Below are 15648 nucleotides of genomic sequence, written 5' to 3'. Positions count from 1 at the left end.
GTTGTTTACCACGACCGTATTTGCCGAAGATATCATGGAGCTGGGCGATATCCCCTCATTGCAGCAACTCTATTTTGGCGGTGAAAGCCTCCGGACGTTGCAAAAGAATAATTACCAATTACTTAACGTCTATGGCCCGAGCGAAACGGGTGTTCTCACGACTTATTTATCTATAGCGCACAGTGATCAAAAAATAACGATCGGCAAGCCATTCGGCGGTTGCCAATGTGCCGTGGTATTTCCCGATACACTGGCGCTTTGCCCTATTGGGGTGCCGGGGGAATTACTGATAGGTGGTGTTGGTGTTGGCACGGGTTACTTTAATCGCTCCGACCTTACTGAGCAGGCGTTTATCAACCTGAATACGGAGTGGCTAAAAGGAAGATATTATCGCAGCGGGGATCTTTGTTGCTGGAATGCTCAGGGTGAAATCGAAATTCTCGGACGGCGCGATCGCCAGCTAAAAGTAAATGGTTTTCGCATTGAGTTGGATTCGGTCGAAAAAAATGTGCTGGATCTGCCGATGGTGTCCGAAGCGGCGGTGATAAGCCTGGAAGACAACCGAAAACACGCACTGCTGGGTGCCTTTATTGTTCCGGCGGAGCCGTCGGTGACTGAGCAGCATATCAGGGAGGCATTGCTGGGTCGGATGCCTGCTTATATGGTGCCGAGCCAAATTGTTCTGATACCGGAATTGCCGTTGACGAGAACGGGCAAATTGGACAGGAACACGCTGAAACAGAGGCTCGGCACAATGGCTACCGCTGAAAATGCCCGTCCCATTGGTGCCACGCAAGAATGGCTGGCGGCTTGTTGGGGACGGCATTTGGAGCTGGAGGTTGAAGCGCTGTCGGTGAAGAAGAGCTTTTTTTCTCTGGGCGGACATTCGTTGCGGGCAGTCAAGGTGCTGGCTGATATCCAGCAACACTTTGGCTCGCCGATGACTTTGCAGGAATTTTTCAAACACGACACGATAGAAATGCTGGCGGAATTTATCAACAGGAATGATGCCGGCGATGAAAGGGTGAAGATTGATGATTTCGGGCGTTTGCTGGAAATGCCTTCTGCGATTTCAACTGACGGGCGTGGGGTGTTGTCAGCCCAAGAAGCCCGTCTCTATGCACAGTATCGGCTGAATCCGGAATCACAGGTTTGTGTGTTGCCGCTGGATATTCCCCTGCCAGAGGCAATTTCTGCGGATGCGGCAAAGCAGGCCTTGCAGATGTTATTGGATCGCCACGACATTTTGCGGAGCCGATATCGCATCAATGATGATGGTATTCCCTATGCGGAAATATTGCCGTCACTGAAAGTGGAGCAGGTACTGTTTGATGATTTGAAACAGTGGCAGCAAGTGCAGCGACAGCCTTTCAATTTGGAGAAAGGCCCGCTGTTGAGAGGGCATTTGCAGAATGTGAACACGCAACAAGCCTGCTTGCAGTTGCAAATCCACCATATTTTGGTGGATAAGCCTTCACTGGAAATTCTCCTGAAAGAATTTGAGCACGTGTTGAACCAAATTCCGCTCCCTCCTGTTGCGCTGAGCTACAGACACTATGCTGCAACTTTGATGGAAGCCCGCAAGCATCCCATCTGGGGACAGGCTGAGGCATTCTGGAAAAATTACATGGCTGGCCTGGAATTTGACCCATTCGGTCATGGTGCGGTAGAGGCCGGCTGGAATATGGGGTTGAAGTCCTGGGATTTGTCGGCAGAGGATAAAGCCGCTGTACAGCAGTTGTGCCGCACATTAAATATCACACCGGCCATGTTCTTCTTGTCGGTATGGGGACTTACCGTCGCCCGTGAGGGGCACAGCGATTTGTTCTCCATCTCCGTCGCCAACGCATTGCGCCCGAAACACGCGCTGGATACGGTGGGAATGTTCGTATCCCTCTCTCCCTGTGCATTTCGTTTTGATAAACCTGCCGGTTCTTTTGAGCAATTTGTCAAACAGTTGACGGATGAGCAGTGGCAAGCCGCAGAGCATCTGTTTTTCCCGGTTGAAGAAGCCTTTTCATTGTTGAGCAGCGATCCACGCGTGTTCGGCAGTAACCCGTTGCTGAATGTTTCTTATGTTTATATGGATGTCGCAGATGAGACGGGCACAGGAATATACGCGGAGTCGGCTCAGGAAGATTTGTCGAAAGAAGCACACGGCCCGCTCAATCTTTCTGTCATTCATTCTGAACACAGTTGTCGGTTGGTTCTGGAATCCCAGTCTGATGTCTTCTCTGATCTGCAATTAGCGGCGATGACAAACAGTTATCAGGCTATTTTGCAGCAGATTTTGCATCATTTTCCTTCTGAGTTGCAGGTCAATGCACTGATTACTCCCGGCACAGAAGAGCAGAAAGCATTTCGTCCGGTGCAACGGCGTGCATCGTACACGCCTATTGATGTCATGTTATTGGCCGCATTCCGCACATTGGGAGAGCGTCCGGCTGTGATTGACAATGAAGACATTGTCACTTGGGAAGAGTTTGCTGAATTAACTGCGTCTTATGCTCAGATGCTGAATACAGCCTCAATACGCAAAGCCCTCATTCTTGGCTGGGCCGGAAGTCAGATGCAGGCGTTTTTGGCTGCCTGTTTGCTGACACATACAACCTATCTAGCGTTGGAAATAGATACTCCGGAAGAGCGCTTCAAAGAAGTTATTCGCCACGCCGAGCCGGATTTGGTGGTGAATATGGATATCAGCGCAGGAGCCGGAACGGTGGCGATGGATTGGCGTGATTTTCACAGTGTTAAAACCTGTGATGATAATCCTATTGCATGGATATTATACAGCTCTGGCACAACCGGCCGGCCGAAAGGTATTTGCGTCACGGCAAATACAGCGGCGCAGTATGTGGATTCCCTTGTCAATAGGCTGTCGTCGAATGAGGCGTTGCAGATAAATAATGCACAGCAGGGAGTACGCATAGTTCAGCAGTTTTCTCCCAGTTTTGATGGTCACATTGAAGAAATCCTGTTGGCTTGGGCATTGCAGGGAACGAGTATTGTTGCCGATCGTTACAGCTTATTGGATGAGCGCAAAGCGAATGCTTTTTTGCGCCGTTACCGTCCTGATGTCATTTCGGCAGCCCCGGCGCTTTTCTCTGCCTGGAACCGCATGCCAGATTTGGGGCCGTTGCCCAAGGTGTGTATTAGTGGCGGCGACTTCTTGGTTGCCGGAGATATCGAACAATTACTCGGCAGAACGCAGATTTGGAACAGTTATGGCCCGACAGAAACATGCATTGCTGTTTCCATGGTTGATTGTGCACGTCTGGCCTCTGATACAGCCCTGTCCATTGGAACTCCCTTTGAACATGTTGCGTTTGCCATTGTTGATAAAAATGACATCCGGCTCCGTGCTGGTCAGTGGGGAGAGTTGGTCATCTATGGTGACTTTGAACATCATGGCTATCTGAAAGATCCGATTCTGACTGCCAGTAAATTTGGTCAGGATGAGCAGGGCTTTTTCTTCCGTACCGGTGACCTGGCGATGGCGGACAAAAACGGTCTGTTTTATCTCAAGGGACGCATGGATGATAGCTGTAAAGTTCGCGGCAATTTTATTGGCTTGGGTGAACTGGAGAATCGAACCAGACAGTATCCGGGCATTATTGCGGCGGGGGCTGCGGTGGCATTTGCCGGAACATCCGAAGCCTGTTTGGTGCTGGCGATTGAAGGCGAAAACAGCGCGCAGCAGGAAAATATTCAATCTGGCCTGCAACAGTATTTGGCTCGTCACTATCCGCGTTCTCACCTGCCATCGGCAATATTTTCAGTAGAAAGTTTACCCCGCACGGATGTCGGTAAGATGGACAGGCAGCAAATTGTGGCCTTGTTTCATCAATGGCTGGAGTGCGAGCAACGAATACAGGATGAACAAGATCCGGCAGCAGATGAAACCCTGCAAAAACTGATGGATTGCTGGAAAAAATGTCTGGGCTACAAAGGTGCACTGACACTGAATTCTGATTTCTTCCTGATATCGGGATCATCCTTGAGCGCCGTACGTCTGGCGAGCCAGCTGGAAACTTTGTTTGATGTCATGTTCAGCCCTGTCGATGTATTCCGCAATGCCACCATTGGTGAGCAGTGGACGTTAATCCAGTCACGACAAAAAGAGATTGGACATTCTGTTGGCAACCCTGATGCCCGTTTGGTGGAGCGTTGCCTGAACATGGATGATCCGACGCTTCCTAAACTGCTGTTGCTGCCGCCCGCGTTAGGGGAATTGGTTGAGTTACAGGCATTGGCGAATAATTTGGCGGGCCGGGTAACTGTTTCTGTATTGACCGCCCAGCCGGCTGCCACTGAAAACATGTCTGAATCAGCGTTCAAAGAGAAGTTGTTGGACACCTTGGTGTCACATCTTAAAGCGCAGGGAAATTCTTCGTCACGCCCCCTTTGGTTGGGCGGCTATTCACTTGGTGCTGAGATGCTGGCCGCATTGCTGTCACCGATGTTTTTGGCACAAGGGGATTTGTCGATGCATGATTTGTTACAGCGAATTGATAAGCTGGTGTTTTTCGATCCGAATCTGAAAACCGATTTATTTGACGGCGATACTTTGTATGCGGACTTTATGCAGGTATTCCGTGACATGAACCATCAGGCCGGAATCAACAGTGAAATCGAGGCTGATATTGATGTCGGGGCATTACGACAGGTATCTCCGACCCTCTACCAAGAGTGGCATCATTATTGGCTACAGCATCAGATCCTTGAAAGTCAAACATTCTATGAGCGAGTACTTGCTCTGTCATTGAATTCTATTCCCGTTGAGATGTTTTTTTCTGATGATGCAGACGCTGAAAGCATTGCCGGATTGACGCAGCAGCTGACAGAACGGCGTTCTACTCATTGTGCTGTTCACCGTTGCCACGGCAGTCACGCTGAATTCATTAAGCAATTATCACCTGACAATTTTATGTAACTGATAGTACAGACTTAGAACAAGGTAAAGGATCATGAGTACAGAAATAAGAGAAGATTTGGATATCGCAGTGGTTGGATTGTCAGGTCGTTTTCCGGGGGCTGAAGACAGCAATGAGTTTTGGCGGAATTTATTGATGGGCGAGGAGGGGATCTCACGCTTTACGGAAGAGGAGCTGGTTCAGGCAGGGCATGATATCAGCAAGATACGCAATATCGATTTTGTGCCGGTCAATGGAGTGTTGGCTGGAGCAAATTATTTTGACGCGGAGTTCTTTGGCTACAGTCAGGCAGAGGCCGCGCTTTTAGATCCACAAACCCGTTTGATGATGCAGTGTGTCTGGCATGCGTTGGAGAATGCCGGTATTGACCCGGACAAACGGGGGCGCAATATCGGGCTGTTCTTGGGTGCCCGCAGTACCGTGCAATGGACAATGCAGGCAATGCTGTCTGAACAGGTTGAGAATGTCGGTGGTTTTTTGGCTTCGCAATTAGCCAATAAAGATGCCATGAGTACGCTGATTTCTTGGAAACTGGGGTTGGAAGGCCCTAGTTTTACTCTCCAGACTGCATGCTCGACCAGCTTGGTCAGTGTGCATCAGGCTGTGCAAAGCCTGCTCAGTGGTGAATGTGACTTTGCGGTAGCAGGAGGTGTCAGTCTATTGCTGCCGCAACAAAATGGTCATCTTTATCAGGATGGCATGTTGTTCTCAAAAGATGGGCAGACCCGAGCATTTGATCGGGATGCAACCGGCAGTGTGTTCGGGAGTGGCTTGGGAGCGGTGGTGTTGCGTCGGGCAGGGGATGCGATTGCTGATAATGACCCCATTTGGGCAATACTGAAAGGCTCTGCCATCAACAATGATGGTGCCCGTAAGGTAGGTTATACCGCACCGAGTGTTAAAGGGCAGGCGGAAGTGATCCGTTCTGCGTTGCAGATGGCTGAACTGAATGCCGCAGATTTGGATTTTATTGAATGCCATGGAACAGCGACAGCGTTAGGTGACAGCATTGAATTCATGGCATTGCGTGAGGTTTTCAATGCAGGCAGAGCGGCCGATAAAAACGTCGGGGCATTAAATCAGTGCGCCTTGGGTGCAGTAAAAACCAATATCGGGCACTTGGATTCAGCCGCTGGCATTGCTGGTTTTATCAAAATGGTTCTGGCTCTCCGGCATGGCATCATTCCGCCGACACTGTATTTTCAGCACCCTAATCCACAGTTGGAATTTGAGCAATCCCCTTTTTATATCAATACGCAAGCTGAACCGTGGTTGCCACAAGCCGGAAAATTGAGAACGGGCGGCGTGAGCAGTTTTGGTATTGGGGGAACCAATGCGCATGTGGTGCTGCAACAATATCTTTCCCCGAACGCTCACGTTCCTTTGAACAATACACCTTTGCATATAGCTGATACGGTTTCGGGGGACGGGGAGAAATCCGCTGCAATCTGTTTTTTCCCATTTTCTGCGAAAAATAAAGCCTCACTGGCGCAGCAATTGGAATTAATTTCCCAGTGGCTGGTGGTGCAGACCGATCTGGATTTACCCGCGTTATCCCATACCCTGAACAAACGGCATAGCTTCCCGTGTCGGGTGATGTTTGTGGCTGACTCAAAATTTACCCTGATGCAGCAAATTAAAGCCTATCTGGAAATGGGGGAAGAAGGGGATGTCGTGGCGCTGTGCCTTGATTTTTTACAGCTTGGTTTTCAACAAGAAAGTAAGCAGGCTATCACCGATTGGATTTCCGGCCAGATTAAAGAGCCAGCGGAGGTGCTGTCAGTTGCCTACCAAGGGCAACCCCTCATGGATGTGCCCGGATATGCTTTCCTGCGTGAAGAGCATGGCACGGCGCATATTACAGACAAAACCTGGATGCAAGTCGCCAATGTTATTGCTGCGCCGGAAGGCAAGAATTTATCTAAAAATGCACCGGGTTTATTGTTGCCATTCTGGAAACCTGTTCGCCTGCCGAAAGTGACGCAACAAGAGAATAATCTCCGTGCTGTCTTACTGCTTGATCACTCTTTGGCCGAGCTATCAAATGGTTGGGTTGATACAAATCAGGTTGAAATGACCAGTCTGAATATGCGGTGTCCGATGCAAATCCGGAACGCACTGACAACATTGTCTGGTGAGCAGCCAGCTAACCCCTCTCTGGTATTGTCACTCGCATTTCCGCCGAATAGCTTTTCTTTTGCGACAGATTCGCTGCACATTTTATCTGAATGGGGCAAGGCGTTGGCAGAAACGGATTTTTCTGCATTTACTTCCGTGCATATTTATTTGGTTTTGCCGGACACTGTCAGGGATAACAGTTACTTGGTGGAATCATCCCTGACGGAAGCGGCACTTAAGACATTAGCGCTGGTTATGCCGCAAGAGATCCCCGGTATCACTTGTGCGTTTTTATATTTGCAGAATGTACAGCATGTAAACGCCTTAGCCCCCGATGCGCATTGGTTGCCGGATTCACTGACCAGACTGTTGCAAACGTCTCTGCATGGACCGCTTAAACTGAATGCCGAAGGGTTGTTTGTAGAAGATTTTCGCTGTCCCGATGCTGAAGAAAACGAGGTGGTGGATGAATCCCATTTCATGGGGAAAACGTATGTCATCACCGGTGCGGGTGGCCGAATGGGAAAAGCGATGGCACAGGTGATAGCGCAACGCTTTCAGGGGCGCTTGGCATTGGTCAGCCGTCAGAGCGCAGACACTCCGGCGATGCAACACTTACAAGCAGAACTGAGGGAAGCGGGTGCCAGCGCGGCGGAAATTTTCCCCTATGCACTAGAAACCGAAGCGGATGCATTGGCATTGTTCGAGTCTATTCGCCAGCGTTTGGGGGATATTCACACGGTTATTCATGCTGCGGGGGTGACTGATGGCGATTCGTTTTCACCATTGGCTCAACTCAATGCAGGTCACTACCACGCGCAATTAAAACCAAAAGCGCAAGTGGCGGAAATACTTGCTAAGGTTTTTGAGCACAAGATTTTTGAGCACAATCCGGTCGAATATTGCTTTGTTACCTCTTCGATGTCGGCATTTTTTGGCGGAATTGCCCATGCCCCTTACGCCACAGCGAACCTGTTTCTGGATGGTTGGGCGCGGAGACAGAACCAGCGTCCACAAAGCTCCCGCTGGATTGTGGTGAACTGGGAAACGATTCATTTTGACGGGGAGCAGCGGCGGAATGAATTGACCTGGGGGGCAAATGAAGTTGCACTTTCCGCTACGGAGTTTCCCGCCCTGTTCGAGCGCAGCTTGCGTGAATATGACCGTGAAAACCAGAAAATATTCTCAGCAGGGCAATTTATGGACAGATTGTATGCTTGGGGAGGCAGGCGGGCTGCTAACTGGGGAAGCAAGCCGCAAACGGTCAACCGCATCAAATTGAAGCCCAGACCAAATACGCTGACGTCTGTTTATCAGCCGGCAGTTAGTGAGATGCAGAAGGAAATTGCCGCAATTTGGAGCCACACCCTCGGCGTAGATAACATGGGAATTGATGACAAATTTATGGAGCTGGGCGGGGATAGCCTGAAAACTATCGTGATGGCAGAAAAAGTCTATAAAAAACTCGGTAAGCGCATTTCCATTCAGGACTTTTTCGCCCAACCCACCATCCGTGAGATTGAACGACAGTTTTCCAGTGAACAGAGCACCTTCCATCCGGTTTTACCGTCCGTTGATTTGTCCGGGCCGATTGTTGCCAGCGCAGATCAGGATTTGCTGTATATCCACCAAACAACATTTACCAATGGCAGTTACAACATGCCAATAGCGTTTCGGTGCCCGCTTTCATTCAGTTCGTCTGTCATTGCTGAGGCAATCGGGCAGGTGGTTGACAGGCATCCGGTATTGAAGTGCCTGTTTGAAAGACAGGGCGCCGATTTGATAATGCTGCCCCAGCTTGATGCTAAAGTGAGTTTATCGGTGTTTGAAGCTGCGGAAACGGAGGAGGAGAATTTAGCTCGTCTCGAACAGTTCGCCAATATGCCTTTTGACCTGCATAACCACTTACCCATCCGCGCCCTGATCCTCACTGGGTCTGATGCAGTGCCATTCCACCAAGTATTGATTGTTGTCCATCACATTGTATGCGACGCCGTATCCTTGGGGATTCTGACCGATGATTTTCAACGTTTGTTGCAAGGGCAGACACTTTCTGCGCCGGAGTATAGTTTCGCCGCCTATCGGCGCTACAGGCAGGGATCTGAAAGTGAAGATAAGGTACGGAAAGATAAAGCCTACTGGCTCGCCAATTTGTTGCCACTGCCGGCACCATTGTCATTGCCGGTGGTGGAAGGATATTGCTGGGATTGGCGTAACGATGCCGAAAACCATCACGGGATCACGGTGGATAAAAGCCTTTCATTGCAAACCAGTGCGGAAGTAAAACAACTCTGTGAGGAGCTTGGTCTCTCTCCGTTTATTTTTTTCCTGGGGGTCTTTGGGGTCTTGATGGCGAAAATTGCCCGAACGGATTCTTTCTTGCTCGGTGTGCCGGTAACAGGGCGTATGCAGCCGGAAGAGTTGGCGCTGGTCGGTTATCTCGTCAATATGCTGGCCTTGAAAATGGAGCCAGAGGCAGGAGCCTCGATGGCGGATTATTTGCTGGAGCTGAATGCACAGTGGGCTGAAAGTGCGCCTTATCAAACCTATCCGATGAGTGCATTGCTGGAAGATCTCAGTGCTGAGAGTGACTTCCAGAGCCGTCAGGGGAAACATCCGCTGTTTGATGTGGTGTTCGGTTATCTGCCATTGAGCCTGAATGGAGCGAATGAGTTTGAGGAAGGAAATGCGTTTTCCCGGCTCGAATTGACACTGGAAGCCGTTAAGTTCGACCTGGCGATGGATGTGTCTGAAACCAAAAATGCGTTTGACTGCACAATTCAGTTCCGCCGGCATATGTTCAGTGAAGAGACCGTAACAGCAGTGTTTGATTACTTCTTTACGTTGATAGATGAAGTCATTGCAGATCCTGATGCGGAAATAAAGGAACTGCTTACAAATCTCAATTATGGCTATGCATCAATGGCATCCGCTCAGGTCAATGATCAGGATGTCGATTCAGAGTTTAATTTTTAGGAGGAAAAAATGAGTTTTTTCGACACGACCTGGAATGCGCTCGGTGATATTGCAATGTGGGCTCACGAAGAGGTCAGCATTTATCGGCGCAGTAAGAAAATACAGCGAGAGAAGGAAAGCAGTGATGCATTGATGCGCCTTGAATCAGCGGAATACCAAACGGTGGAGAAAGTCACGGGTATCTCGGTCGCTGAGTTCAGTGAACGTTATTTACTGAAAAAAGAACCCGTGATTGTGGCGGACGGCTTGAAGGATTGGCAAGCGAAGCAAATCTGGAATTTTGATTATTTTGCCAGGGAGTTCGGCAACATGTCCGTGCAGTTGCAGGATGCGGGCTTTAAACCAAAAAGCAAAGTTGAGTTGCGTACTTATTTACAGGAAATTGCCTCGTTACCTGCGGTTGAATTGGGGGAAATGGGCAATGATCTGGATTATCTCCGTTACACTTACGATTCATTCTTTAAGCATCTGTTATTCACGTGGGGATTGGGACATCGGGTAAAAACCGATTCATTTAGTTTTCTGGCGTTCCAACGCATTCAGGATCATTGGCAACGGCCTTATTTCCTGCCTGAAAGTGGCTATAAGATCCCTTGGGTTCAGGTTGGTTCTCTTCATCCCAACAAGCGTATGTGTCAGGATTGGGGGCTTTATTTCTCCGCACCGGGCGCATGTACCCGCCTGCATGTTGATGGAATGAGAACGAATGCGGTGCTGTGCCAAGTGGTCGGCCGAAAAGCGGGCTGGATTTTTTCCGAATCACTGGAGGATGTGGTCAGAAATACCGCGGAAGGGCGCGCTGATTTATCGCCATCGGTTGACCCATCGATGATGCATCAATCTGCCCGCCAGAGCCGACAGAAGGATCATATTTGGCAATTTGACCTGTTGCCGGGTGAAATTATGTTGATCCCGAAAGGGTTATCCCATGAAGTACATACTTTATCGCCCAGTATTTCTTTAACTTATAACTTTCTGACGAATGCAGAATATCGCGACTATTTTGATTTCAAAAGTCAGCGGGGGCACGGTTGGATAGCCAATGCCCCGATTGCGGCGGTTCCTGAGTTCGAGCATATTTATCAGCGCAATATCCTTTCTAGCATGACGTAATGATTAAAGATTGTTTCATTATTAATGATCATTTGACTTCTGAATGGGAAATGAACAATCTGATTGTCTGTCTTGTGCATTGATTTGAACGTGATGCATTGATGGATAATGACATATTGCGTTGAACAGTATACGTGAACAGTGCGGACTGTACCGGAGACGCTTTTTCTAGATACCTATTTCACCTAAAGCGAGTAAGAAGTATGTCTTTATTTTCAAAAACGATAACGGATTTTTGGCAAGCTCCCTTGTTAAATGGGGATGTGCTTTATAGTGATGAAGTGCTCACTATCGCCGCTAACGCCAATCTGGAAGAATGTGATCGGCTTATGGTCCTGGAAACGACGGATGGCAGGATATTGGCAGTTATGACGCCAAAGCTGGCTGAAAAAGCAGGGCTTTATCATCAGGAAACGATGTCCGAGTCGATTTTCCGCCAGAAACTGAGTGAAGCAGAAATTACGCTGCACGGAGCTGATTATATTTTTTACTTCTCTGAAGCCGAAAAGAAAATCTTGCTGCAAGAGAAGCTGGAAGGTGATCTGCGTAAGCTGGAAGAAGAAGGAGATGAGACGGTTTTTGCGGATTTCCAGTCTGCTGTTTCAGAACAAGATCTGGATGATGCGTATGTGGAATTGGATCATTGGGCGGTATTCGGCTCTTTTGATCAAGGCAGATTAGTTTGTGCTGCCAGTATGTATCCTTGGGATAATGCGAAAATCGCCGATCTTGGTGTACTGACACAGGTATCTTTCCGGTGCAAGGGCCACGCCAGTAAGATAGTGCGCACTATCAGTAAATTTGCTTATTCTCAAGGGTATGAACCGCAGTATCGCTGCCAGCTCGATAACTCCGCATCTGTGGCGTTGGCAAAAGCTTCGGGGTTAACATTGTTTGGTAAGTGGGAGCTGGTTTCCCCTGATTCGAAAAACTGAGTGATGTTTGATATTCAGTTAGTTCATGAGCGGTTCCGTCCATGAATCGCTCAATGAGTAAGTTAGCCAGTTCTATTCAATTAGTTTGAAATCTTTCCTTTCATTTTGCCAGTTGCCGCGTTCATGACGGCAACTGGAAATTCATCCGATATGTACCCGATAAATTTCACGTTATTGCCAATAATGCAATAGCGCGGATGAGGGTGGGTATTAACAACCGCTAACACGCAAATAAGAAAATAGTCACTATGTCAAAACTGAAAATAGCTGTAGTGGGTGGGGGCAATATTGGCTCCAGCCTGGCCTTCGATTGTGCTCTGCGCGGGCATGATGTGGTTGTTATCGAAAAAAATGGACTTTCTTGTGAACAGAGCAAAGAGCGCATTATGGAAACCGCGAATTATGCGCCGTTGTTCAGTCCGCTCGCCAAAGGAAAAACACCTGAAATGATTCTGCAAAACATCGTTTGGCAGCAGGATTTACAGGCGATATCCGATTGTGAGTTGATCGTGGAAAATATCACCGAGAATATTGAGCTAAAACAAGCACTCTATGCGCGGATGGCGGAATTTATTGCTCCCGACGCAGTATTGGCAGCAAATACTTCCTGTATTCCTATCACTAAATTGGGTTCGTTCCACCACTCTCCCTCTCAGGTCATTGGGGTGCATTTTATGAATCCGGTGTATTTGAAACCGACGGTTGAGGTCATTATCGGCCTGAATACGTCAGAACAAACCCAAGAACGCTGTTTGGAACAGTTGTCCATATTGGGTAAAAATGCCGTTGTGGTGAAAGATAGCCCCGGCTTTGTTTCTAACCGGATTTCCCATTTATTTATGAATGAGGCAGCCTTCACTGTGCAAGATGGGGTAGCCCTGCCGGAAGATGTGGATGCGATATTCAAAGGGTGCTTCGGCCATAAAATGGGACCTCTGGAAACGGCGGATTTAATCGGCATTGATACGGTGGTTAATTCCCTTGATGTGCTTTACCTGATGTTTCAGGATTCAAAGTACCGGGTTTGCCCACTGATGAGAACAATGGTTGATGCGGGGCATTTGGGGCGCAAATCCGGTAAGGGATTTTATACATATACCCATCATAATTGAAGATGCTTAACTTGGTTTTGTCGCATTGATAAAGGAAGTTAGAGTGAAGATGGGCTTGGTTTATTTTCATGCAGTAAGTTGACAGAAGAAGGCGGCGGGTGAAATAAAACTGCTCGGCTCTAGAGAATATTGTCCTTTGCGTAACATGTTGGTCTGTTCAATCCCGGCTAAGCAGGGTTTGCGCCCGTCTGAAATTTTTGAATCTCTACATAGCGCGTGTTCATCGTTTGACACCGCCTATTTAATCAAATGGAAACGTTTAACTATCCGCGAAACCCAGCGGGGGAACGTGGAATGATAAACGTCAATCCCGCGCTCTGCCATCATCTTTTCGATGATTACGCAGACTCAGTACGTAATCCAGATATCAGCGAACACATTGGGCGATAATATCAACAAGATAAAGGAGGCGCTTGAAGGTTTTTTTGGATCAGGGATATCATCGGAACTCTCTTAAAAAACCGATGAACATACCTGATATCCCGTTAATGAGACAGAATCGAGAGGCTGTGAGGGCAGTTCCCACGGCTACTCATCTTTTTTATATTACTCATAAACTATTATAACTAACGGTTACTTTATGACTTTAATATCTTATCTCTATCGCCAATCCTGGATATTGCTGCTTCTGTCAACAACTTTTGCATTAATCAGTGGATTTTCTGGTGCTTCGGTCGTAGGAATGATTAGCCGAGGAATGACAGGTAATATTTATCTTTTTTCTTTTATATGGCAATTTTTTGCTGTCTGTATTCTTTTTTTTGTTACTAAGACATTATCAGAAATTATGTTATCACATTTAACTCAATCAACAATTTATACCCTTCGCTTAAGTCTGAGTAATAAAATATTACGCGCACCTTTTAAGAAACTGAATCAATTTGGGAAACATGGGCTACTGGCAATGCTGACTAAAGATGTCGATGTATTTATACACTCCTTTATGTTAGCTCCGACTGTTTTCGGTAATATCACACTTATTATTGCCTGCTTCGGCTATCTGGCATGGCTTTCATGGCAGTTATTCTTTATTTTGACCTCTATCTGTCTGATAACAATGTACATTTTCTATTTTTTGGAAAAACGCCCAATTCGCTTGATGGAAGAGATGCGTGAGCAGGTTGATAAAATATATCTGAACTTCCAACATCTTATCGATGGCAGTAAAGAGCTGAAATTAAATAGACATAAAAGCAAGGAGTTTATTAATAACGTCATTTCTCCTGCTGCAAAGAAATTCAAACAGATCTGTATTAAAGCCAACAATAATTATATCTGGGTACTGAATGCTGGCTCTATCGTCTTTTATATTGTGATCGGTTTGATGATTTTTGTTGTCCCCCTTTGGTTGCCACAAGAGCCTACAAATCTAATGACTGTCACCTTGATTGTTCTGTTTTTATCCGGCCCTATCAGTGAGGTTATTGGTGCTATTCCTGAATTGAGACTGGCCGAAATTTCATTAAAAAAAATAAAACGATTAGGCAGTGAGCTAGACGAATCTTTGTCACAGCAGAATAATTCCCCTGATCCATTTGTCACCGAAAAGCCACTTTCACTTGAATTAAAGGATGTTATTCATCATTACACCACTGACACAGAGGATAGGGAATTTAAACTTGGGCCTATAAACTTGACAATTTCCCAAGGTGAAATCGTCTTTATTGTTGGTGGAAACGGGAGCGGGAAAACCACTCTTGCCTTGTTGCTAGTTGGGTTGTTCGAACAGGAAGAAGGTTCTATCCGGCTTAATGGTATAAAAATGGATGAGACGAATAATGAACATTATCGGCAGTACTTTTCAGCCGTTTTTTCCAATTATCATTTATTCGACCAACTATTAAATACAGGTGCTAATATCACGGAGAAAGCAACGCATTATATTGAATCCTTAAATATGGGTCACAAAGTCAAGATTGTTGACGGGCAGTTCTCAACAACCGATCTTTCTGCCGGTCAGAGAAAACGGTTAGCCTTAGTCTCTGCCTATTTAGAAGACCGCGCTATTTATCTATTTGATGAATGGGCAGCTGATCAAGACCCTGTATTTAAACGGATCTTCTATACAGAATTATTGCCAGAACTAAAAGCCAGAGGGAAGACCATTATTGTAATTAGCCATGATGATGCATATTTTGATATTGCAGAACGAGTCATTCAGTTGGAAGATGGAAAAGTTAAAGAAATAAAATCCAAGCTGGATTAGAGCCAGGGCAAGAGCGTGAAAGTTTATTTCTTACCCAATGCGGTAAGTCCAGCATCTAATACCTTATCCAGATAACCAATATCCATACTGGCGATTCTTCGTTTGCGCCGGATGCTGGCTTTTTTGGTTATGGCTTTAGCCAATTTAAGAAGCTTACGCTACTTAAATAAAACCACCCGCTATGCGGGCTGTCTCTTGATCACAAGTCTTGTTCAAGAGACAGTGCGAGTTCATAGCCTTCAAGGATGGCCTGT

At 47.1% G+C, this 15648-nt stretch carries 6 protein-coding genes and 2 pseudogenes; 6 read left to right on the top strand and 2 right to left on the bottom strand.

Features of this window, described 5'->3' with window-relative positions; all coding sequences use genetic code 11:
• The first annotated feature begins 1 nt into the window (after nucleotide 1).
• From BDD26_RS15690 to BDD26_RS15670, 5 genes are all read left to right on the top strand, one after another.
• Entirely contained in the window at nucleotides 2–4933 is a 4932-nt protein-coding gene (locus BDD26_RS15690) for an AMP-binding protein (RefSeq protein WP_147299026.1), read from the top strand.
• Nucleotides 4934–4967: 34 nt separating this feature from the next.
• Nucleotides 4968–10028: an SDR family NAD(P)-dependent oxidoreductase gene (locus BDD26_RS15685; protein ID WP_115827079.1), complete on the top strand. Its 5061-nt coding sequence runs from the start codon at nucleotides 4968–4970 to the stop codon at nucleotides 10026–10028.
• Nucleotides 10029–10037: 9 nt separating this feature from the next.
• A complete protein-coding gene (locus BDD26_RS15680) occupies nucleotides 10038–11141 on the top strand; it encodes a cupin-like domain-containing protein (RefSeq protein WP_115827078.1) in 1104 nt (367 codons plus the stop codon).
• Nucleotides 11142–11344: 203 nt separating this feature from the next.
• Entirely contained in the window at nucleotides 11345–12076 is a 732-nt protein-coding gene (locus tag BDD26_RS15675) for a GNAT family N-acetyltransferase (protein ID WP_115827077.1), read from the top strand.
• Between the two features lie 248 nt (nucleotides 12077–12324).
• On the top strand, nucleotides 12325–13188 hold the full coding sequence (locus BDD26_RS15670) for a 3-hydroxyacyl-CoA dehydrogenase family protein (RefSeq protein WP_115827076.1): 864 nt from the start codon (nucleotides 12325–12327) through the stop codon (nucleotides 13186–13188).
• A 66-nt stretch (nucleotides 13189–13254) separates the two neighbouring features.
• Here the strand turns inward: BDD26_RS15670 and BDD26_RS20870 are convergent.
• Both BDD26_RS20870 and BDD26_RS20325 read right to left on the bottom strand, forming a co-directional pair.
• Nucleotides 13255–13390 (bottom strand): annotated as a pseudogene (locus BDD26_RS20870) (IS6 family transposase); the annotation flags it as partial.
• Between the two features lie 59 nt (nucleotides 13391–13449).
• A pseudogene (locus BDD26_RS20325) lies at nucleotides 13450–13579 on the bottom strand (IS6 family transposase); the annotation flags it as partial.
• Nucleotides 13580–13768: 189 nt separating this feature from the next.
• On the opposite strand from BDD26_RS20325, the gene BDD26_RS15660 reads away from it, so the two are divergent.
• A complete protein-coding gene (locus tag BDD26_RS15660) occupies nucleotides 13769–15394 on the top strand; it encodes a cyclic peptide export ABC transporter (protein ID WP_115827075.1) in 1626 nt (541 codons plus the stop codon).
• Nucleotides 15395–15648: the final 254 nt, after the last annotated feature.

This window comes from Xenorhabdus cabanillasii, assembly GCF_003386665.1.
Classification (GTDB): Bacteria; Pseudomonadota; Gammaproteobacteria; order Enterobacterales; family Enterobacteriaceae; genus Xenorhabdus; species Xenorhabdus cabanillasii.
The sequence above is the reverse complement of the archived record's forward strand: the minus strand, read 5'-3'. Positions and strand labels throughout refer to the sequence as shown.

Bases quoted from the DNA above. Each gene is read 5' to 3' on its own strand.
- BDD26_RS15675 (WP_115827077.1), top strand. From the start codon at position 11,345: ATGTCTTTATTTTCAAAAACGATAACGGATTTTTGGCAAGCTCCCTTG.
- BDD26_RS15670 (WP_115827076.1), top strand. From the start codon at position 12,325: ATGTCAAAACTGAAAATAGCTGTAGTGGGTGGGGGCAATATTGGCTCC.
- BDD26_RS15660 (WP_115827075.1), top strand. From the start codon at position 13,769: ATGACTTTAATATCTTATCTCTATCGCCAATCCTGGATATTGCTGCTT.
- BDD26_RS15680 (WP_115827078.1), top strand. From the start codon at position 10,038: ATGAGTTTTTTCGACACGACCTGGAATGCGCTCGGTGATATTGCAATG.
- BDD26_RS15685 (WP_115827079.1), top strand. From the start codon at position 4,968: ATGAGTACAGAAATAAGAGAAGATTTGGATATCGCAGTGGTTGGATTG.